The organism is Halalkalibaculum sp. DA3122, from assembly GCF_043951865.1.
In the GTDB taxonomy this organism is placed as follows: Bacteria; Bacteroidota; Rhodothermia; order Balneolales; family Balneolaceae; genus JAMQKA01.
In genome coordinates, this window is record NZ_JBINJF010000001.1 from 62,024 (window position 1) to 84,441 (window position 22,418).

Annotated in this window: 16 protein-coding genes; 2 read left to right on the forward strand and 14 right to left on the reverse strand. The window is 51.3% G+C overall.

Going from position 1 to position 22,418, the window contains the following annotated elements; genetic code table 11:
• Positions 1-144 precede the first annotated feature (144 nt).
• From ACG2F4_RS00250 to ACG2F4_RS00275, 6 genes are all read right to left on the reverse strand, one after another.
• Positions 145-1,251 carry a FecR family protein gene (locus ACG2F4_RS00250; protein WP_395257094.1) on the reverse strand — a complete coding sequence of 369 codons (1,107 nt, stop codon included), beginning with the start codon at positions 1,249-1,251 and terminating at the stop codon, positions 145-147.
• A 397-nt stretch (positions 1,252-1,648) separates the two neighbouring features.
• Positions 1,649-4,996 (reverse strand): VCBS repeat-containing protein, encoded by a 3,348-nt coding sequence (locus tag ACG2F4_RS00255; protein ID WP_395257096.1) that lies wholly within the window; start codon positions 4,994-4,996, stop codon positions 1,649-1,651.
• A 145-nt stretch (positions 4,997-5,141) separates the two neighbouring features.
• Positions 5,142-6,656: a RagB/SusD family nutrient uptake outer membrane protein gene (locus ACG2F4_RS00260; RefSeq protein ID WP_395257098.1), complete on the reverse strand. Its 1,515-nt coding sequence runs from the start codon at positions 6,654-6,656 to the stop codon at positions 5,142-5,144.
• Between the two features lie 51 nt (positions 6,657-6,707).
• Complete coding sequence (locus ACG2F4_RS00265) at positions 6,708-7,157, reverse strand: hypothetical protein (RefSeq protein WP_395257100.1); 450 nt, start codon at positions 7,155-7,157, stop codon at positions 6,708-6,710.
• Positions 7,121-9,844, reverse strand: a complete 2,724-nt coding sequence (locus tag ACG2F4_RS00270) for a SusC/RagA family TonB-linked outer membrane protein (RefSeq protein ID WP_395257102.1) — start codon at positions 9,842-9,844, stop codon at positions 7,121-7,123. The genes ACG2F4_RS00265 and ACG2F4_RS00270 overlap by 37 nt, the downstream gene beginning before the upstream one ends.
• Positions 9,845-10,210: 366 nt before the next feature.
• Positions 10,211-10,777 carry an RNA polymerase sigma-70 factor gene (locus tag ACG2F4_RS00275; RefSeq protein WP_395257104.1) on the reverse strand — a complete coding sequence of 189 codons (567 nt, stop codon included), beginning with the start codon at positions 10,775-10,777 and terminating at the stop codon, positions 10,211-10,213.
• A gap of 563 nt (positions 10,778-11,340) precedes the next feature.
• Here ACG2F4_RS00275 and ACG2F4_RS00280 point away from each other — a divergent pair.
• Positions 11,341-12,597 carry a 4-hydroxy-3-methylbut-2-enyl diphosphate reductase gene (locus ACG2F4_RS00280; RefSeq protein ID WP_395257106.1) on the forward strand — a complete coding sequence of 419 codons (1,257 nt, stop codon included), beginning with the start codon at positions 11,341-11,343 and terminating at the stop codon, positions 12,595-12,597.
• A gap of 526 nt (positions 12,598-13,123) precedes the next feature.
• On the opposite strand, the gene ACG2F4_RS00285 is transcribed toward ACG2F4_RS00280, so the two are convergent.
• From ACG2F4_RS00285 to ACG2F4_RS00315, 7 genes are all read right to left on the reverse strand, one after another.
• Entirely contained in the window at positions 13,124-14,131 is a 1,008-nt protein-coding gene (locus ACG2F4_RS00285; RefSeq protein ID WP_395257108.1) for a YbbR-like domain-containing protein, read from the reverse strand.
• 43 nt (positions 14,132-14,174) lie between these two features.
• Positions 14,175-14,477 (reverse strand): DUF721 domain-containing protein, encoded by a 303-nt coding sequence (locus ACG2F4_RS00290; RefSeq protein ID WP_395257110.1) that lies wholly within the window; start codon positions 14,475-14,477, stop codon positions 14,175-14,177.
• A 195-nt stretch (positions 14,478-14,672) separates the two neighbouring features.
• Positions 14,673-15,800 carry a DNA replication/repair protein RecF gene (gene recF, locus ACG2F4_RS00295; protein ID WP_395257112.1) on the reverse strand — a complete coding sequence of 376 codons (1,128 nt, stop codon included), beginning with the start codon at positions 15,798-15,800 and terminating at the stop codon, positions 14,673-14,675.
• A gap of 156 nt (positions 15,801-15,956) precedes the next feature.
• On the reverse strand, positions 15,957-17,243 hold the full coding sequence (gene eno, locus ACG2F4_RS00300; RefSeq protein ID WP_395257114.1) for a phosphopyruvate hydratase: 1,287 nt from the start codon (positions 17,241-17,243) through the stop codon (positions 15,957-15,959).
• A gap of 167 nt (positions 17,244-17,410) precedes the next feature.
• Positions 17,411-18,247: a hypothetical protein gene (locus tag ACG2F4_RS00305; RefSeq protein WP_395257116.1), complete on the reverse strand. Its 837-nt coding sequence runs from the start codon at positions 18,245-18,247 to the stop codon at positions 17,411-17,413.
• Between the two features lie 265 nt (positions 18,248-18,512).
• A complete protein-coding gene (locus ACG2F4_RS00310) occupies positions 18,513-19,772 on the reverse strand; it encodes an MFS transporter (RefSeq protein ID WP_395257118.1) in 1,260 nt (419 codons plus the stop codon).
• 432 nt (positions 19,773-20,204) lie between these two features.
• A complete protein-coding gene (locus ACG2F4_RS00315; RefSeq protein ID WP_395257120.1) occupies positions 20,205-20,576 on the reverse strand; it encodes a hypothetical protein in 372 nt (123 codons plus the stop codon).
• A gap of 272 nt (positions 20,577-20,848) precedes the next feature.
• Between ACG2F4_RS00315 and ACG2F4_RS00320 the strand changes: the two genes are divergently transcribed.
• Entirely contained in the window at positions 20,849-21,313 is a 465-nt protein-coding gene (locus tag ACG2F4_RS00320) for a CHRD domain-containing protein (protein WP_395257122.1), read from the forward strand.
• Between the two features lie 55 nt (positions 21,314-21,368).
• Here the strand turns inward: ACG2F4_RS00320 and ACG2F4_RS00325 are convergent, their stop codons facing one another.
• Positions 21,369-22,334 carry a methylenetetrahydrofolate reductase gene (locus ACG2F4_RS00325; protein ID WP_395257124.1) on the reverse strand — a complete coding sequence of 322 codons (966 nt, stop codon included), beginning with the start codon at positions 22,332-22,334 and terminating at the stop codon, positions 21,369-21,371.
• Between the last annotated feature and the right edge of the window lie 84 nt (positions 22,335-22,418).

The window sequence follows — 22,418 nt, forward strand, 5'->3', positions numbered from 1 at the left end:
GAGTTGTACTCCCGTTTAAAAAGGGCACTAAGGTCGGTGCTACAACCACCTCCCAACAACATAGCAGGTTCTGCAAAGATCCTTTATCAAGAGGATCGTTTGCTGTTTTCATAACCACCCGGCGATTTGCCGGTGCCACTATCCCTATTCTTCCGGCTTCAGGATGATGTGCGTTCCCTGTTTTTCATACTCAATATCGAGTGAAAACATCAACACATCCAGAACGGTTGACAGAGACTCATTCCTGAATTCGGCGGTTACATTCCGCTTGTACAGACTTGAATCGGCTACCTCGAAAGTCAAATCGTAATGGTTGCCGAGTCGGTCGATCACCTCGGCAAGAGAGCTGTTTTCAAAGGTGAACACCCCGTCAACCCAGCTGATATATGAATTCAGGGTTACGTTCTCCGGCCGACTCGGGATGCCGGTTGAGCCAACCCGGGTCAACTGACCGCGATTTAACCGCACGCTTTCTCTTATCGAGCCGCTGGTTCCCCTTTCGCTGTCCTGCCGTCCTTTTACGGCGACCTCCCCTTCAGCAACGACCACCTCGATGTTTTCGTTATGGGAATAGGAGTTGACATTAAACTTAGTCCCCAGCACCTCGATATCCGCGCGGGATGTGTGTACAACAAACGGCCTGTTTTTTTGTGTTATAACCTCGAAATAGGCCTCACCCTCAACAAGCTCGATCTCCCGGAGATCGCCATCGAACTTTTTCGGCAGCCGTATGGTACTGGCCGAATTGAGCCTGACCCGGGTACCATCGCTAAAGGTTACGCTGACCCGCTCGCCGGGCTGTGTGGCAATCTTTTCCATTACCGGGTTCGCCTGCTGGAGCATACCCGTCAAACGGGGAGAAAGCAGCAGGTATGAAACAAATCCCATTAATAGCAGAGCCGCTGCAAGTCCCACTCCCCATTTGACACGCCTGGATTTTTTACGCCTGCCGGAAGGTGAACGCTGCTGGCTTCCGGGTTGGGATCCAAGGCTCGATTCTGTCTTGCCCGGAACATTCAGTTCGTAAATGGGTGTTTCTGCTTCTTCGTGCTCTTCAATCCGCTGTTCGACACTCCGCCAACTGTTTTCTTTGTTTCTCTCAAGCCGAAAATTCCTGGTTTCTTCCCATGTCCTCTTTAGTTCTTCATATTTCTCATTGATCTCCGGGTTGGTGCGTATCAGCTCTTCAACCCCTCTTTTATCTTCCGTCGTACATTCCCCCCGAATGTAACGGATCAATATTTTTTCCAAATTTGATCTACCTTCCATCTTCACAAATCAAATAATATCAATATGTTTTTTCGCCTGTTATGAGACTTTTCCAGCCGCCGACAGCTTTGACAGCAACACCGAAAACCCCCCGTAAGGTGAATAATTTTTCTGACTATTTCAGTGTCAAAAACAATGATTTTTTGCCTCCGGGGGTATAAGTAGATAATAATACGTTCGTGGGAAACGATACCACGACAGTATTTTTCAAACAATCAGATTTCTTCAAAAAAATTTAGCCCCGCTTCCCGTTGCAGAGGGGTTTCTTTTATGTTTATTTGAACGTGAAACAACCCGATCAAGGAAATTACCATGCGTTAACCTATTAAATGACAGTAACGAATCACAGATCCCGCTACCAAAAACATGGCGGTTTCCTCTATTTCCGCACGCGGAAAACCTGCAGCGAATCGTTGTTATTGCCCACCAACAGGGCTGTTCCCCCGGCAGTCCTGATTAACGCCAGGTCTTTTACATTACCGGGTGCTACAAATCCGCTCTGGAAGGGGGAAACCGGGGTAAAATCCCCACCGCCGTCTCCCAGCAACAACAGTCCGTTGCCTGCATCGTTCGGCGCTGTCTGCGGAGCTGTTTCGTACAAATTCCCTGCAATAACAATGTCAAGATGGCCATCCCCGTTAAAGTCGCCGGGAATAATATCATTTACCGTGGAAAACTGCGCCTCGTTCGGCAATTGACGCTGCCTGAAGGTACCTTCACCCCTGTTCTCAATATAGATACTGGCCAAATTTTCGGCCTGGTAATGCAGCGCGTCATCCCTGTTTTTGCGTCCAATGATATCGCTGACGGTAGCATCGGCGTAGCTGCTGAAACTCTGGTAGCGCCGCATCAACCTTGACATCTGGTCCTGCAGGGCACGCATTCCTGCCAGTGGATAGGAACCATTCTCTTTTCGGACAGCCAGGATCGCATCGTACGACTGGTTCCCGTCAAAATCACCGGCATAGACCTCCATGATCTCCTGCTGATACGTTTTGTAATTGCTGTTCAGTCCCAGATTTCCCGCTACCAGGTCCTTGTCGCCGTCCCCGTCAAAATCTCCTGATGCCAGGCTGTACCACCAGCCGGTCGGGTGATCCATATCCAACGATTCGGTTACGTTTTTAAATGAACCGCCGGTATTCCTGAAAAACGTAACCGGCATCCAGACGCCCGTGGTTACCAGATCGAGGTCGCCGTCGCCGTCAAAATCGATCCATTCAGCATCTGTCAGGAGTCCCGATGCCGCCAACTCCGGGGCCACCTGACCGGTTACATCCGTAAAAGTTCCCTTGTCATTGTGCAGGATATAACTGTTGGCAGGACGCGGGTATTGACCCGGAACAAGGCGTCCCCCCACAAAGAGATCCATATCACCATCGTTGTCATAGTCAGCGGGCTTAACAGTCGAGCCGCTCGTGAGCATCTCGGGCAGGGCGTCCTCCGACCGTAAAAATGTTCCATCCCCCGCATTGATATACAAGCGATCCTGCAGGAGTCCGGAAGCCGGCGAAAACTCGTTGCCCCCGCTCACCACGTATAGATCGGGGTGACTATCTCCGTTGGCATCAAAAAAGGTGGCGTCAACATCTTCATACTCCTGGTCATTACCCCAGGGTTGTTCTGCCGTAGACTCCCGAAAAGTTCCATCCGGCTGCTGCAGGAACAGGCTTCCCGGCGATCCTGCAGCCCCGCCAATATAAAAATCATCGCTGCCATCGCCGTTCACATCGCCCACGGCGATCCCGGGACCGAGCCGGGACAGCATGTGGGGCAGCAGCGGCTCTTTGTCAAAATCGTTATACTCATTTTCACGATGAACATACGCCGCGTTTATCGCACCTGGATCTATTTCAGAAAAATATTTTGGGGATTGATTCACTTCCCGTCTGGGAGAAGAGGATTGGGCCTCCCGGTAGTGAAGCGTGATTTTAGCGTCGGCCTCCAGGTTTGTCTTTAATTGATAGCGTCCGTCGGGCCAGGTCACCTCGAGGGAATCAACGGTGCCGGCCTTGCCGAGGCCGAAGTGGAGCACCGGCGGCAACGAGGACTGGTACCCACGGTAAGGCGACATATAGGCATACTGGGATCTGCCGCCGGCAGAGACCCGCACTTTTGCGCCGATTCCGTGGGTATTCAGGGAATCACCCCGCAGCTGGACTCTCAGATTGTGATGGTCTTTTTTCAATGTATCAGCCCGATTTTCATACACGAGGGCCGGTTCGTTGATATTGTTGATCACCAGTTCCAGGTCCCCGTCCCCGTCCAGGTCGGCATTCACCGCGCCGTAGGAGTATGAGGGGCTTTCAAACCCCCAGGCTTCCGACCGGTCTCGAAACGTCAAATCACCCTGGTTCCTGAACAGGTAATTCTCGACTTTAATGGAATCGAGTTGATTAATTTTCATGAATTTGGTTGTGTCGTGGGCTTCGTTATCCCCAAACATTACGGCCCGATTCAGATCTATGATGTAGTCAAAATCGTTCACTTTTTTGGGATATCCGTTGGTGATCATGACATCCTTGTGGCCATCGCTGTCGTAATCCCCAAACAGGGCGCTCCAGCTCCAGTCGGTATATCCCACACCTGCCAGCTTCGCAATTTCACTGAATATAACATTCCCCTCCCTGTCGCGACCGTTGCTCATTTGCAGGGTATTCATCGGAAACTGGGGCATGTAGCCGCGTTCATACAGCTCCTTCACATGCTCATAATCTGAGGCGCCGGAGACCTTTTTCTGGCCCTCCAGGGAAGGCGGCATCATATCCACCTGCAGGATATCGGGCCAGCCATCGTTGTTAACGTCGGCGGCATCCGTGCCCATACCGGCAAAACTGGTATGCTTGAGGGAGGTCTCCGCCCGGTCGGTGAAGGTGCCATCGCCATTGTTCATGTACAGAAGATCGTCGCTTTGGATATCGTTGGAAATATACAGGTCCGGCCAGCCGTCCCGGTTGAAATCGTGTACCGCGATACCGAGGCTGTATCCCTCTTTCCTTATGCCCGCCTCCGCCGATACGTCCGTAAATGTGCCATCCCCGTTATTTCTGTAGAGGGCGTCCGTACTGAGTGCAGTGCCGTCGTTGATCTCATCGCGCACGCCCACGCTGTTATCCCGGGAAAACGATCCCGGAAAATTGTTCATCAGGAAGGCGTCGAGATCTCCGTCGCGGTCATAATCCAGAAAAGCAGTATGCGTGGTATACCCGGTGTCGGCAAGTCCAAATTTTCGGGCCCGTTCGGTAAATGTGTTGTCACCATTATTGATGAACAGCTTGTTCCGCCGCTCTTCGGGTGTTGAGCCCTCCGGTCCGGACATCGAAACGTAAATATCGAGATCTCCGTCCCCGTTGATATCGACCATTGATGCCCCGTTCGCCCACCCGGTCGTTCCCGTGCCGGAAATACTGGTAATATCCCTGAATTCCATATTTCCCTCATTCAGGTACAAGCGGCTGGAAACCATATTCCCGGTCAGGTACAGATCGGGACGTCCATCTTTGTTGATATCTCCCACCGCCACTCCGCCGCCGTTGTATATGTAGGGAAAGGTTATGACGTTAAAATCGACATCGTAGGTAATATCGTTGCTGAAATCGATGCCGGTTCGGTCAGGCGGGAGCTCTTGGAAAAGCGGGTCGGTCTGCTTGTCACTTGTCAGGCTGCATGCCCCCACCATCAAAGCAGTGAATGCAACCCAGCCGGCGAACCCGCATCTTATATTCATTTTGTCTATCCCTGTTACTGAATATTTGGAAGGTTTTTCAACATCCTGTTGTGAAGCAGATAAAAATATAGAGAATGGAAACCGGAAAGCTAAGTTCCGATTCCACATTCTCTATAAAAAAGCAGAGTATACTATTTTCCGGGGCTTAGTATCCCGGGTTTTGATCCTCTTCGTCAGTCATTTCGGTGTTGGCGTTGATCTCTTCCTGCGGGATGGGGAACACCTCATGTTTTCCCGCCTGGAACGAGTCCCATTCATCCGCGGCCATGCCCCAGCGCACCATATCAAAGAACCGGGTCTGCTCACCCGCCAGCTCCAGTCGCCGTTCAAGGACCAGCCAGTCGAAGGCCTGGTTTTGCCCGGCGTTGGTATCACGATCGGCCAGGATGTTACCTGTCGGATCGGCTCGTCTCCGGATCTCATTGATCAGCTCAATACCCTCCGCAACCTTGGCACCGCCCTGCATGATTTTGGCCTCCGCCATCATCAGCAGAACATCGGCGTAGCGGATAACATCCATGTTGGCATCCGATTCGCTGTTTTCCGCCTCATCGGTTTTTTGATATTTCTTCCAGGCCCAGCCCTTTCCGGCAAAATCATACGGCTGCCCCCGATAGGTGCTGTTCGGACCAAAATAGAACGCCTCCAGCCGCGGGTCATCACTGTCATAGGCGTTGATCAAGTCTTGGGCTGGGACAGCATTATAGAAGGCAAACCCGTCAACCCCGTATTCCTGGGGACGAATGGAGGTTTCGTTGCGGCCGGTGCCGTCGGTAGACCAGCCGAATCCGGTACCCGACTTAAACTGTACCTCGAAGACCGCTTCCTTGTTATTATTTTCATCCGGATGGTGATTCCACCGCATCGCCTGTATTGCATTGTCGATGGTGTTTCCGCCATAGTCACTTGCCCGCTCAAGGTCATATACGCCCTGGTCGATCACCTGCTGAAAGGCCGTTTCTGCGTCTGAATATTCCTCCTGGTAGAGATGAGCTTTACCCAGCAGGGCGTAGGCTGCTCCCGAGGTTGCCCGGCCTTCTTGTGCTGCAGGATATCCTCCTTTTTGAGGGAGTACGCCGGCAGCTGCACTCAGATCGGTTTCAACCTGGGTCCAGATCTCTTCTTCAGAAGCCCGCGGGGTGTGGAGCTCGTCGAGATTTTCGACCAGCCGGAGAGGGCCACCCCCATAGATGGCGTTGATATAAAAGTAGGCCAATCCCCTCAGGAAGGTTGCTTCCGCAACCACGCGGTCGCGTACCGCAGTATCTATATCCTCCATCTGGCCGACGTTCAAGATGGTGGAGTTGGCCTTGGAAATCATATCATACAGGTTGTCCCATGGAGTGGTAATATGAGTATTGCCAGAGGGACCGTAGTTATGGTTCAGCAGTTCAAGCGGAGGGCCCTGGGTGTTGCCGGTCGTTCCCACTTCCTGACCGGCAAAATCGAGCATAAAGAAGATGCTCCGCCCCCAGAGACCGTGCGCCTGTAGCATAGCGTATGCCGAGTTCACGGATGCAAGTGCCTGCGCTTCAGTCTGATAGAAGGTGTCGGAGTTGACGCTGTTGCTGTCAGACTTCTGCAGGAAGCTGTCCGTACAGCCCGCATAGAGGAGGGCCGTAACAACCAATGAGAGTGTTATTAAGGTTATTCTCTTCATAATTATCTGTTCTTTATTAATTGAATTTCGTTCGTCAAAGCCGGAGGCGAATTAAAACCCAAGCTGTATCCCAACAAGGAATTGCTTTGCCTGGGGATACACAAACCTGTCGATCCCGGCATCACGCGCCGTACCGGTGCCCAGCGATCCTATTTCGGGTTCAAGTCCGCTGTAGCCGGTCAGCGTCAGCAGGTTGCGTCCGGTGGCGTACACCCTGAGGCGATTTGCGCCGGCCTGACTTACCAGGTCGCTGTCAAATGTATACCCGATTGTCAGCGTCTTAACCCGCAGGTATGAGCCATCTTCAACATACAGGTCCGAAAGCCGAGACATGTTGGAATTTGGATCAAGTGCGGCCACGCGGTGGACATCGGTGTCCGTATTATTGGGAGTCCAGGCATCCAGGTACGCGGTTCCCTGGTTAAAGTTTTGACGAAAATCCTGCAGCCACTTGGTGGCGCCGTTCAGAATATCGTTGCCGTAATTCCCCTGGATAAACAAGTTGAAATCAATATTTTTATATGCCAGATCAGCCGTGAAGCCGTAGGTGAAATCAGGAATCGGGTTCCCGAGGATGGTTCGGTCGTCGGGACTGATCTGCCCGTCCCCGTTAAGATCGTTGAACGTATATCTCCGGGAGCGGTGTGCTGGCTTGCTGTTGCCTCATCACGACCGCCATTGGGATCCTGGCTTTGCGTGGCGTGATTGTACACCTCGTCCCAGTCCTGGAACAGCCCGTCTGAGACATAGCCGTAAAACTGCCCGATCGGTTCTCCGACCCGTGTCACGGAGACCCCGGTTACATCATCGGCAATGTTGCCTTCAATGATTTCCACCTGGTCGTTGGCTCCCAGGCTTTTAACTTCGTTTGAGATGGTTGTAATATTGCCGGAAAGATTCAGGTTCAGATCCCCGATCGATTTCTGATAGGAAACGGCTGCTTCGATCCCCTGGTTTTCCACCGTCCCGGCGTTGATAAACGGGGGATTCAGCCCTACCGATTGCGGAACCTGGGCGGTCCAAAGCAGATCTTCGGTCGTCCGGTTGTAGTAGTCGAAATCCAGTGAAATCTGATCGTTGAGCAAGCCAAGCTCGAACCCGACATCGGTCTGAACCGAGGTCTCCCAGGTAATATCGCGGTTGGCCATGGTCTGCTGGCCGATTCCCTGGACCTCTGTATCGCCCAACACATAAAAGTAATTGGTGCTCAGGCTCACCGTGGTGGGATAATTGCCCAGTACCGACTGGTTGCCAAGCTCGCCCCAGCCCGCCCTGATCTTCAGGTTGCTGATCAGGTCCGAATCTTCCAGAAAATCCTCTTCACTGACTCTCCACCCCACCGACACCGAGGGAAATACCCCGACCGGTTCAGTTGCATTAAAGAGCTTGGAAGACTCGTCGCGCCGTATATTTCCCGTAAACAGGTACTTGTTGTCGTATGAATAACTTACACGCCCGAAAAGCGACCGCAGCGAACTCTCCTGGATCCCACTGTCTACCCCCAACTGCGAAGAAGCCGCTCCAAGAGAACGCACATTTCGCGGCATCTCCTGCCCGCTGGCATTTACGAAATCACTGTCAAACGACTGGGCAGAAAACCCGGCCAGCACGCTGACGTCGTGCGCACCGAAGGTTTGATCATATGTCAGTGTCTGTTCGATCAGCGGATTCAGGTTCTGGCTTCTCGTTCTGTTCAACGAAGAGAAGGCGTCAAGCCTTCGAGTAGTCTGGTAGTAGTCGTTGTAGGTGCCGGAATCCTGGTACCGAAAATCGATTCCCGCCTGCAGCTTGTAGGTAAAATGCTGAAGGAAGGTGACCTCCCCGTATACGGAACTGACAATAGAGTATCGATTGATGGTATCATCGATCAGGTGAGCAGTGGCAATCGGGTTGGAAGCATCCTGCCCGTCGGCCGTCACCGGCCACCCGAAACCACCGACAAAAGAGTCGTCATACACGGGAACCGTGGGCGCCTGCTTTACCGCGTGTTCAATAGAACGGCGTCCGCCGCTGCCGTCATTTTCCGAAATATCGCTTTTACTCAGCAATACTGAACCGCCAAAGTTAATATTATCGGACGCGTCGAACTGGGTGTTGGCCCTAAGGGAGTAGCGCTTGAAGCCTGAGCCGACCATTGTTCCCTCCTGGTCCATATATCCCAGTCCTATGCTGTAGGTTGAACTTTCTCCACCACCGGAAATATCCAGGTTGTAGTTTTGCAGCGGTGCGGCCCTGAACAGCTCATCCTGCCAGTCTGTGTTGTGCGGCGGGCGCTCTCCATTCTGAAAATTTGCCGGCAGTCCCGAGCTGTTGGGATCGGAGTGCACGTCGCGAAGATATGCGGCATACTGCTCGGCGTTTAGCACATCATACCGTTCCGTTTGCACCTGGGTTCCATACGAGGTTTCCACATTCACCTGGACCTGTCCGCCCCGGGTTCCTTTTTTCGTGGTGATCAGCACCACCCCGCCCGAGGCCCGCGAGCCGTAAATAGCGGCGGCCGAGGCGTCTTTTAGGATATCGATCGACTCGATATCGTTGGGATTGATGCTGTTGAGCACACCGGTGCCAGTCTGTCCGGAGGGACTGTCCTGGATCGGAACCCCGTCAATTACGTACAGGGGCGATTCAGAATTAATTGTGCCGATCCCCCGGATATTTACGTTGATCGCCCCGCCTGGCTTTCCACCGCCGGTCTGGACGACCTGCACCCCTGAAACGCGTCCCTGCAGCGACTGTTCCAGAGAACTTTCGCCGGCACTGACCGCTTCGTCCATCTCTACGCTCCCAACCGAGCCGGTAAGCTGTCCCCGTGTCTGCGAACCGTAGCCCACAACAACGAGCTCTTCCATGTCGACGGCCGACTGCACAAGTTCAAAGTTGACCTCGGTGGTCTCCCCGGAAACCACGGTAATCTCCTGGGTCGCCTGCTGATAGCCGATAAACGTTGCAACCAGCGTATAGCTTCCGGGATCCACATCCGAAATGGTATACTCCCCGTTGGCATCGGTGGAAGCACCGGTTTGGGTTCCCTGGATCGATACGTTGGCTCCCGGCAATGTCTCCCCTGAGTTGCCATCGATTACTGTTCCTGTGATTGTTCCCTGGCTATACCCACTTGCGGCAAGAAAAAACGTGAAACACGCAAGCAGAATAAAAACAATGTTGTACCTCAACTTTGTATTCATTCTGTTATCTCCATTTTGTAGAATTAACATCATTTTGAGCAGTAGCCCCCCCTGTAAAGCGGGAGCCCTCAGCATGATGACGAAGTTAATTGTATGAGAAGGAAAGCAGAGACTGGCAGCTCATTGTTACCACACAGTATATCTGCCGGTAACAATACATGTATATCCCATAACTTTTTCCCTAAGTTTCACTTCCCTTCTGCCCATAGTACGTACAGTTCAGATCATCCCATGACAGCGATGGTTGATTTTTTTGTATTGGACCCCATTCCCCACGGGTAACAGGTCAAACGCTTAAACAGTGAACCGGCTTTCATTACAAAAGGGCTTTGCAATAGTGGCGGGTTGATAAAATTGGTCGTTTATTCAGAGGGAGGCAAGTACTTCTCTCAGTGTATTCAGCGCTCTGACGATTTGGGTTTCGACAGTGTTTACGGATATATCCAGGGTCTCGGCAATCTCCTTGTAGGTCATCCTGTTGTATCGGCTCATAATAAAAATCAGCCGCCGTCTCTCCGGCAGTTCTTCAATTGCCGCCTGCACATGCTCCAGCTTCATCTTTTTATCGAGCTGGTCATCCAGGTAATCGGGATGTTCAGAAAATTTACGAAGCGCCTTTTTTTCATTTTCCCATTCCAGAACGGTTGAACGGTGCCGCAAAAAATCGATCGCCAGGTTCCGGGCGATCATATACAGCAGTGATTTTATTTTTCGGTTCGGATCCAGCTTGTGGCGCCCCTTCCACACTTTAACAAACACATCCTGGACCAGCTCTTCCGCGATATCCTCGCGCTTGATGTATCCCCAGACAAACCGGTGCAGATCGTCGTAATAGGTTTGAAAAAGCTTCTCAAACGCCTGTTTATTCCCATTGCGGATCGCTTCTATCCACTGGTCAGAATTTTCAACAGAATAGTTGAGTGCAGTCTCCACAATCAGATCAGTATCTTTAAATAAACTTCAACAACAGTTAAAAAAACCGGGAAAATAATCCCGGTAAATTTCGTTTAAGTATACTAGCGGCAGGGCTTTCGTGTCCAGTCAACCATACCCACTAGGGTTTACGGGATACTGGAACGCAGATGAGGCTGATACTGCGGTTGAACCCCAAGATGGTGTACAAACAGACCTTCACATGATATCCGTGTAGAATCAGCCTGACCGGTGGTATCCGCGTTCTGCCAGTTACGGCCGAACCAGGGTTTGACACGACACTGGTGCTATTACATCATCATCTTTTAATCCCCTGAGTGATTCTAAAGAATTATATTACTTCTATGATCCCGTGGTTTCTAAAATTAATTCGTATTCAAAATATAGAAATGGATCTTTCATGCAAAAATATTTCCATCCTCCTTCACCCCACTCCCGGATTGAAGAGCGCCACAGCCCCCTGACTCCTCCGAGTATCACTTTCCATGCTGTAAAAAGAAAGCGGGGAGATTGCGCTATTTTGTCTCTGATGTTCCCCTTTAAGCTCCGTATATTTAGCTGTTATGGCACGAAAAAAATTTGATATCCCCGACATCTATCGATCCCCGATCATCCGAAAAGTGAAGGAAGCGAACAAGGTGGTGGATCCGCGGAAAAAAGATGTAGAACCATCACTGTTGGACTTTGGGCCGGTCCGCTTCCATATTCCGCGCCATTTTGGCTTCTGTTACGGCGTGGAAAATGCTATTGACATCGCCTACAAAACGGTTGAGCAGTACCCGGACCGCGATATCTACCTGTTGAGCGAGATGATCCACAATCCCACTGTAAACGAAGACCTGCAGGCGCGCGGTGTTAAGTTTCTGTTCGAAACCGACGGTACGGAGCTGATCCCGCTTTCCTCGCTCGATGAGGAGGATATTGTCATCGTCCCCGCGTTTGGAACTACGCTCGAGATACAGCAGAAGCTGAAAGAGCAGGGGATCGATCCCTATGAATATAATACCACCTGCCCCTTTGTGGAGAAGGTATGGCGCCGGGGAGAGCAACTGGGTAACAAGGGATATTCCTTGGTGATCCACGGCAAACACCGCCATGAAGAGACCCGCGCCACCTTTTCGCACAGTGCCGAACATTCCCCCTGTGTGGTGGTGTTGAACCCCGAAGAGGCGACCATCCTGGCTGATATCATGACCGGGGAACGTCCCGTCGCTGATTTTGAAACCTATTTCGGACACAAAAGTACTGAGGGGTTCGATCCGCTGGAGGACCTGGAACGGTTTGGCGTTATCAACCAGACGACGATGCTTGCCACCGAAACGAAAGAGGTGATGGAGATCCTGAAACAGGCCGCGGCCCAGCGGCACGGCCAGTCGAACGTGCTGGAACATTTCGCCGACACATCCGATACGCTCTGTTATGCCACCAACGAAAATCAATCGGCAACCATAGCCCTTACCGAAACGGAATCTGACCTTGCGGTTGTGGTGGGCGGATACAACTCCTCCAACACCATGCACCTGGTTGAAATCCTGGAGCATCACTTCCCGACCTACCACGTTCGCGATGCCGAAGAGATTTCATCGCCCGACCTGATCCGCCATTTTGACCAGTGGGACAAAGAGGTAAAAACAACGGAAAGCTGGCTGCCAACCGACGCTGACAACCGGCCGGTCACTATTTCCCTGACTTCGGGCGCCTCCTGCCCCGATGTACTTGTGGATGAAGTACTGCTGAAAATTCTTTCTTATTTCGAGGATGCAAAAGAGGTGGAGGAGGTAATCAGGCCGTTTGAAAAGAAGCTGGATGAAGTGGCCTGAAGTTATTATTTGCAATCATCGGTTGTGAGTGCGGGAGCAGCGGTTTAGTCAGGGCATTCTCAAAAAGTCATCCTCTTTTCTTGTTCATTTTTTGAGTGATCAAAAAACGAACCTAAAAAAATCACCGTCCAGGGGATGGGAGTTGGGAATATAGATTGAAGAATTATGAATTTTGAAGGGGTGGCGGGATGGAGAATGCGGGTCCTTCCCCCTTGTGGCAGTTATGATTGAAAAGCTGGAAGTGATGTTCGAAGGGGGTGCAGGGAGATGAGTAATGAAAAATAACAACCAACGGCGTGTTATTTTGAGTACAGGAGCATCGGAGAAAAAATGCCGCCCTGGCTTCCCGGCCTTGAATGGGGCGCGGAAGCCAACGTAGGCGATTGTGGATGTTGCACCGGTGAAAACTATGATAGCGAGCGACCAGCGTTATGGACCATCAACATCCACGCCTGCACAGGCTGCAGCATTTGGCCCATTCGCAGCCTTTTTTGGTTCCTTTTGGATCAAGCCAAAAGGAACACCTCTACCCGCTGACGACTTCAAAATAGGAGACCTCCTTTGGCTTGTGCGATTCAATCTCAATATGGTATTGATCCGTGGGGACCTCTATGCGGGGAGTTACAAATCCGGTCGAATCGGCCCGCAGGGTGCTGTACGGAACAATGGCGGTAATCGGATTTCGATCCTGTACCTCGGAATACTCCTCTATAGGAACCGTGTACCGGACGGTTATATATGCCGGGCTGAACGTAATATTCTGTCCTGCGGGCAGGTTGCTCGCCCTGACAAACACCCGTGTTTCTCCTTCGGTATACTGGGCGACGCCGGCAGAATATTGGACCGCATCGGCAGAGATCGACAGGAGCTTGGAGGGTTTCTTCAGGCTGATGGGTCTAGAGATGTCAGAGCGGATCCCCTCCAGGTGTACCGAGTCGGTCTCCCACGCCTCAATTTCGTTCACAATGGAGGACGCCCCCGATATGGTGATACTGTCTGGCGACAGCCGCGGCTGTTCTATAAAGTCGTACTGCCGCTCAAATTGCACCGACACCCGCGGCCGAACCGGCACTTTTTTTGATGCCTTCTCCTCCAGGTTGAGACTTAAAACAAGCGGCTGCACCTTTTGCACGTCGATATCCGGTATCGCGTTCATCTGCTGCTGTACCTGGTCGTACAGGTTAACCTCCCCGGAAGTCACATCCACAAAAATCTGCGGTGGATTGTTATAAAGATTGAGCAGTTTCCAGCCCTCTCCCTGCACGCTGACAGTCGCAAAATCCGGCAGATCCTCGGCCAGGGCCCGGTCATCGGGAATATTACCGAGTTCAATCGGCAGATTTACATTCAGTACATAGGCCCGGCTCAGGTTTACCAGGAACCAGAGACAAAGTGCCAGGATCAGCGATATAATGAACACGACGATCTTCTCCCGCGAGTACTCTTCCGTGCCCTCATCATCCACCCGCTTCAACAGTTTATCCCAGAATGCCCAGAGGCGGTCGGTGATCGTGCTTAAATTTATGTTGCTCATAGTCTGTTCAATTAAATGAAAAACTGTTGACCGTCTTCAGCAATCAAGAACGAACGACAATCTCCTTTACTATTTTGTCGCCAACTTCCCGGTTCAGTTTTTTCTGAATTTGAAACCGCTGCATGTGGATCTCATGCCGCCAGGCCGGGTCTTTGACATGGATAATCAGCTTTCCGTCCTTGAAATAGATGTTATCGGTTTTTTCTGCGATCTTCTCCCCCACCGATTTCGACCAGATCGAAAGTATCATTCCCCGTTTCAATTTATTTTTATGGGGATAATCATCCAGAAAGTTCTTGAGCAGATCTTTCAGGGCTTTCGGTTTATTCCTGCTAAAACGTGCCATGGTTTAAGACTTTACAAATTTACAACTGTTCTATGACAAAATCTTGAACTGCAAGGTTGCCAAATACCGCATCACATGCCAATAAAACAGCACATAGCTGAATGATTTTTTGCGTTTGCCAGGCGCTTGCCGATTCTTTGCATCAGCGGAAATTTGCAGCATCCTGTATGCTGAAGCTCCCGCGTTATCATCGGGTTAGACTTCGTGAACGGTTCCGTCCTTCACCCTGTATTTTCTGTTTTTTTGTCCGTCAAACGTTACATACCGGTCGAACGGAACCGGGTTTGCGGATGTGATAAACGTTTGCCCGGCGTGGTCCTCAAGCGCCTTGAGCAGTACTTCGGTACGCTGTTTGTCAAGATCGCCGAACACATCGTCCAGCAAAAATATGGGCAGATCGTCCAGCTCATCAGAAAAATAAAAAAGTTGAGCCAGCTTCAAAGCCAGGGCAAACAAGCGGTGCTGTCCCTGCGAGCCATACTTTCGAAGCTCAAAATCATCGAGATAAAACACGATTTCATCCCGGTGGGGGCCCACAACAGTAACTTCGCGCTCCATTTCGTGTTCCCGTTTTTCTTCGAGCGCCTGCTCATACCGTTCCCTGACCACTTCGGGAGACTCCGAGGGAATGCAAAACGTCTGGTACTCCAGGCCCGGGCGGTGCTCCATCCCTGAAATTAGCTCGTACTCCCTGGCCAGGTAGTCCTGGAACTGGTTCAACACCTCGGTACGCTTGGCCACAATGCGCGAACCGTGCTCAACCAGCTGCACATCCCACGGTTCAAGGTGGGCCGCCAGTACCCGCCGGCTGCCCCTGAACTCCTGCAACAGCTTGTTCCGCTGCTTGCGCACCTTGCGGTAATCCATCAGGTCTCTCAGGTATTTTGGGGAGATCTGGCTGATAAACGAATCGATGAAGGATCGGCGTTCCGTGGGACCTTCGCTGGTGAGCTTTTTATCTTCAGGCGCCAGTACCACCACCGGCACCATGCCGATCAGGTCGGAGAGGCGATCCAGCGGACTCTCATTCACAAATATTTTCTTCCCCTCTCCCCCCGAGTAGGAACAGCCCACATCAAAACTTGAACGGATATTGCCCTCAAAATGTCCCTTGATCATAAAAAAAGTGGAATCCTGGTTTACGACATACCGGTCGCTGCTGGCTACAAAACTTCGGCTCATACACAGATAATGTACCGCATCAATCAGATTGGTTTTGCCGGCCCCGTTCGGTCCCGTAATCACATTCAGGTGCGGCACCCACTCTACCTCGGTATCGGTGTGATTTCTGAAATTTTGTAATTTGAGCCTGGTGATCTCCATGATCAAACAATTCGAATAAAAGAGCTATAAACTAAAATAGCGAGGAAGCTAATTTCCTCGCTATTTAGCAAAAAGGCTTTGCGAAACCGGTTGTGCCGATTCCGCCATTTTCAGATTACAAACAGGCTGCCTTCAAGCCCATACCTGTTTGAGCCGTTAAATTCCAAATGCATCCATGCCGGGGAAAATCGCGTTGTCACCGAGCTGCTCCTCAATGCGCAACAGCTGATTGTATTTGGCCACGCGGTCGGTACGACTCATTGAGCCGGTCTTAATCTGGCCGGCGTTGGTGGCTACGGCCAGGTCGGCAATGGTGGTGTCTTCAGTTTCGCCGGAGCGGTGGGAGATCACGGCCGTGTAATCGTTCTTGTGAGCCATCTCGATGGCATCCAGCGTTTCAGTCAGCGTACCGATCTGATTTACCTTGATAAGGATGGAGTTGGCGATCCCCTCTCTGATGCCGCGGGCCAGGCGCTCGGTGTTGGTCACAAACAGGTCGTCACCCACCAGCTGTACCTTGTCGCCGACCGCATCCGTCAGCTGCTTCCAGGCCTCCCAGTCATCCTCGGCCATCGCATCTTCAATGGAGACGATGGGATATTGGTCGACCCAGCTGCTCCAGAATTCGACCATATCGGCGGTATCGCGCTCACTGCCGTCGCTCCACCGGAATTCGTACACGCCCTTTTCCTCGTTATAGAACTCGGAGGTGGCCGGATCCAGTGCAATGACGACATCCTCTCCGGGCTGGTAGCCCGCTTTTTCGATCGCCTCGAGAATCACTTCCACCGCCTCCTCATTTGATTTGAGGTCAGGCGCGAATCCACCCTCATCCCCGACAGCGGTACTGTATCCCTTGCTTCCCAATACTTTTTTCAGGTTGTGAAACACTTCGGCCCCCATTCGCACCGCCTCGGAAAAGGTGGGAGCACCGCCGGGCATAATCATAAATTCCTGCAGATCCACATTATTGTCGGCGTGCGAACCTCCATTAATAATATTCATCATCGGGAGCGGCAGTACTTTCGCATTAACCCCGCCGATGTAGCGCCAGAGTGGCAGATTCAACGCATTGGCCGCGGCCCGCGCAGTAGCGAGCGAGACCCCCAAAACAGCATTGGCCCCAAGCCTGGCCTTGTTACCGGTACCGTCAATTTCCAGCAACGTATTATCGATCTCCACCTGGTTGAATATTTCATAGCCAATCAGCTCATCCCTGATAATCGTATTTACATTTTCGACGGCATTGGTGACCCCTTTGCCCAGGTAGCGATCGGCGTTTTCATCCCGCAGCTCTACCGCTTCGAACTCTCCTGTTGAAGCCCCTGAAGGAACAGCGGCCCGACCGACAACTCCGGAATTCAGCAGCAACTCCACTTCCACTGTCGGATTTCCCCTGGAATCAAGTATTTGCCTGCCAATAATTTCGTCAATAAAACTCATGTTTCTACTGATTTTAGTTACCCGTGGTTTAATAATTACAGGTGGGAATGTACGAGGATTTTACCTGCGGATAAAGTTTAATAGTCTTGGGGCATGAGTCGTGGGTTTTGAGAAATTCCACTCAAGATCACTACCCAAGACCCATGACGCACGACTCACGACCATATCTACCACATGCCGCCGAAGGTGAGGGTAATTTGCGGCGTACCGTAGTATTTTTGGGCATCAAAGAAGGGTTCCCGCTCGAATGTTCCGTCGGGTCTCAGCACATACTGCCCCTGGTTGTTGATTACGGGGCGATAGGGTTCCATCATCTGGATCCCCTCGTCGAAATAATAAAAATAGTAGCCAAATTCGACCGTCGTCAGTTTGGAAAAGTTTTCACCGATATCCACACCCACTTTGAATTCTCCGGCAACGCCCCATTTCGTTTCACCATCTTTCCAGCCGGAGAAAAAATCGTTTACACTCTCCGAACGGCGTATGCCGTTCACCACGAAATTATCGCGAAATCCATTCCCGTTGGAATCATTAAAATAGGGATATACAAACGCCAGGACGGGTCCTCCTGATGCAGCTGCAAAAAACCGGAAGTTATCCGAAATTTTACGGGCAAAAAACCGTTTCTTGATCCCCGCCATAAACGGGAACGCCATCGCCCGGTTGTATTTATTGGGAATAATCTGCTGCCCAAAGAACGGATCTGTGTAGGTCTGCTCGCTGACGTCGCGAATTCCCGTAATGCCGGTCTCAAAAGTAAGCTCTGTAAACGGTCCCAGCACGCGGGAATAATGCCCCCCGATTCCAAATCCGAAGTTGTTGATCATCACCTCGAATCCCAGGGCGTTGTGCTTGCCCTCGCTGAGTGGAGTGCGCGGCTCCGGCAGTGGCATTACGTCCGGCTCCTGTGTCTGTGCAAACGAAAGCGCGGGTCCCGACAGCAACAAGGCCAGCCCCAGGAATAACGCCGTAGTACATAAGTATAAGCGGTTTGTAACAGCCATTGGTTTTGCGTGAATTAAATAAAAATCCATATACACATAATATAAAACTTACGGAACCCGAAAAAATTATATACGATCCCGTTTACAGCTAATATTTTACGGTCGTCGACACTACCGGTCCCCCCACCCGTTTTCAACAGTTTACGTGACCGCGATGCCGGGCGGTTCGCCCATCACGTGAATGTCGGCCGTGTACCTCACGCCTGCGGATCCGGCCGCATCACCCGCACCGATTGCCCGGGAGTTTTCAAGGCCCACTAAGCACTTACGCCCTGAACTCCTCCGGGTCTACCTCGGCGTCTTCCTCGATTACGCGGTCGTCAAACAAGAGGATAAACAGGATCAGAACCGCGGCGGCAAAGAGTGCGGGGATCCACCAAAACTGTTGCCATTGGTCAAGCGTCAGCGCGTCTGCACTTCCCAGGAAACTGTTGAACAGCTTGCCCGCCACCTGGGCGCCAATCAACATACCTACGCCATAGGTTATCAGTATAATCAACCCCTGGGCCTGCCCCCGGATATCGGGTGTCGACTTTTTGTCTATATAAATCTGTCCGGTTACGAAGAAAAAATCGTAGCAAATGCCGTGCAGGGCGATACCCAGGATAATCATCCATGTTACGGGGGCGGGAGCCCCGAGGGCAAACAGGGCGTAGCGGACCACCCATGCCAGCATACCCACGCCAAGCATCCATTTAACGCCCAGGCGGATAAAGAAAAACGGCATCAGCAGCATAAACAGCACTTCCGACATCTGCCCGATTGTCTGGGTGGCGGCGATATTTTCGAAGCCGGTAGCTCCCAGGTACAACTGGGTAAAGTTATAGTAGGCCGCCAGCGGTATGGAGATGAGCAGGGAACTGGCCAGGAATACGTAAAAAGATCGGCTGCCCAGCTTTTTGAGTGCGTCAATACCGACGATACTGCGGAACGATACCTGCTCTCCCTTTGCCGGGGGAGGGGTATGGGGCAGGGTAAAACTGTAGAGGCCCAGCAGCAGGCTTGCCGCGGAGGTCAGGTAGAGGGGCAGGGCGGTTTCTTCCGGCTTTACATTATCAGCCACAAACGATCCCAAAAGGAAACTGATACCGAGTCCTGCGACAATCCAGCCGATTGTACCAAATACCCGGATGAGCGGAAACTGCTTTTCCTGGTCTTCGATGTTGTGGAAACAGACCGTATTGGCCAGGCTCATGGTGGGCATATAACACAGGTTGTACGCCAGTAACAGCAGGATAAAGAGAAGTGGCGACCCCGCCGCCTGGGGCGTCAACAGCATGAACAGGGCGCCCATGATATGGAGGGTGCCCAGCACTTTTTCCGTGGCGAAATAGCGATCGGCAATATATCCCACAAAAAAGGGAGCCACAATGGCGGCTATCGGATTAACTGTAAACGGCCAGTGGGTTAAGTCCTGCATTCCGTGCTCGCTCATAAACACCGCTACCGTTGTGTACCATGCTCCCCAGATAAAGAACTCGAGAAACATCATGGCACTTAGCTTTAGCTGAAGAAGCCGGTCCATAGTCCTGTTGTTAGTTACTGTTTACACTCTGTACATCCCGAAATCGTTGCAAAACCGGAAAGTAAGTTAGCATTTAGAACCGGAAAGCAAAATTTGAAGTTTGGAAATGTGTGATGCGGGTATTGAGTATTTTTCGCGGCAGAAGTGGTTGGCGGCAGACGGCAGAGGTGAGAAGTGAGAGGTGAGACGGCAGACATGGGGTTTTAAATTTCCTTTACCTGATTTAAAAATATGACGGATGATGGATGATGGACAAACGGAAACTGCATTTCAATTTCTCTTAGGTGCTATTAAAAGCATCTGATCCGAACACGCAGGTGCAGCAGGTACAGCTTCAAACCCTGCTTCTTTTAGTTTAGATTGCATTCTTTGGGATATTATTTTATTAATTTCCTCATCTTCAAAATCTAAATGTTCCCTTGTTCCATCATCTCAATTCTTTCTCACTAACACAGGACTGGCTACTTTAAATCTATACTCATCTCCGAATTCAGGTATAGACTGTTCTTTAACAGATTTAACCTTCATTCCATATATAACTTCAGGAGCAGATAAAATTCCATCTTTTAGCTTTTCAGCGTACTCCTTCTCCCAAAAACTAATAAACCACCGTGCGCCCTGAGGAAAATTCAACCCATTGCTCGTCGAGTCCACCTTGCCCCGCAGCCAGGAAAATGAGTACAGCGATATCTTGTCGTGCAGGTCGTTCTGACCGAGCCACTTGTGGAGGACACCGGTAAGCTCGTGCTGGTAGTTGAAAGGTACCGGCTCAGTGTTCGGTGTCAATTTGAGATGCAATCTCATGGCCAACGTCTCCTGCTAATTCAAATGATTGTTACATTTCAGTATATATCCCGTATCCCGGTAACGAAGAGCAGATCACCATCACCCGGTCCGCCGGGCACTGCTACAAACGCTCTGTCTTGAAGATAACAGCGGCACTGCCGCCGTGTTGTCACCCCGATATGTACTCTCTTTAAAATATAGATGTTTTTAAAAAAGTAAATTTTTGTGAAGTTCCTGACGTTGTAGATCTGTAGCGCCGCAAAATTTCAACTCTAATAATCGTGAACATCATGAAAAAACCGATACTGCTCACACTACTTTCGGCCTGCCTTCTGGGGATGGGACTGACTGCCGTTACCAAGGCGCAGGCACAGTCAAAAGGAAATACTGAAACAGTTATACTAGCCGGGTACAAACTGAACCCCTCGGTACCGACCAGCGCCAGCGGTACCATAACCCTGCGACTAAAGGCGGATACCCTGACGGTGGAGGGCACCTTTTCGGATCTGATGGCGCCTTACGTCAGTGCCGCCATCTATTATGCCAAAAAAGACTTGGCGGTAAACCAGATATTCAGGCTGAAGTCCCAGATTAACGAAGAGCGGACCGGCGGTTCGTTCAGGGCTGAAGATAACCAGTTCAAGCTTTCCGAGGCGCATATGGAGCTTTTGAGAAATGGAGAACTTTCGATCAGGATTTCGAGCAACCAGCACAAACAGGGAGAGATCGGGGCCTGGCTACCCACGGATTTATAGTACCGCTACCGGCTATTAGTTCAATAACCAGGAGATCCTCAAAAAGTCCTGACAGCTATTTTTTGATTGTGCTCCCCAGGGGCAGCTTTTCTATGACATCCAGGGCGGGAGTGGGATCGCCCATCACATAGAAATGGATCCCCGGAACACCTTTCTCCAGCAACTCAATACACTGCTGCGTGCCCCACTCAATGCCGATTTCCTGGGCCCGCTGCGGGTTGGCTGTCACCTCCTCTGAAAGTGATTCCGGAATATTCAGGTGAAAAAATTTGGGAAGAAAGTTCAGGTGCCGTTCTCTGGTGAGCACTTTGAGGCCGGGCACGATCGGTACGTCGATGCCGACCGCCCTGCATTTGTCCACAAAGCGGAAGTAGGCGTCATTATCAAAAAACATCTGCGTGACGATGTAGTCTCCCCCCGCATCCACCTTCTCCTTGAGGCGCGCAATATCCCAGTCCAGATTCGGGGCTTCAAAATGCTTTTCGGGGTACCCGGCCACGCCTACACAGAAATTTGTTTTTTGGGCATTCACGATATCCTCCAGGTAGTTCCCCCGGTTCATATCCTGGACCTGCCGGACCAGGTCGATGGCGTATTCGTTGTAGGTCCCGTTTTTGTACCGCGGCACGTTGTCGTCCGGGGCATCGCCCCGGATGGTCAGCACGTTGTCGATCCCCAGGTAGTTCAGTTCAATCAACGCGTCTTCGGTCTCTTCCTTGGTAAATCCTTCACAGATCAGGTGGGGGACCGGATCCACCCCGTACTTGTGCATGATGGCCGCACACAGCCCGATGGTGCCCGGGCGCTTTCGCTTGATGTGTCGCTTGATGGTGCCGTCCGGCAGCTCCTCGAAATACGATTCGGCCGCATGGTAGGTCACATCAATAAACGGCGGGTTATACTTCATGATCTTGTCCAGCACGTCAAACACTTCAGAAACCGATCCCCCGCGCTTGGGAGGAATGATTTCAAACGAAATGAGTGGCTCAGTGGCCTGTGCGTAATGTTCTGTTACTTTCATGCTTTATTCAACTCCTGGTGTAATATTCAAGCCTAGAAAAGGTAAGAACTTAATTCCAAATAAATAAATTAAATACCCGGCCTG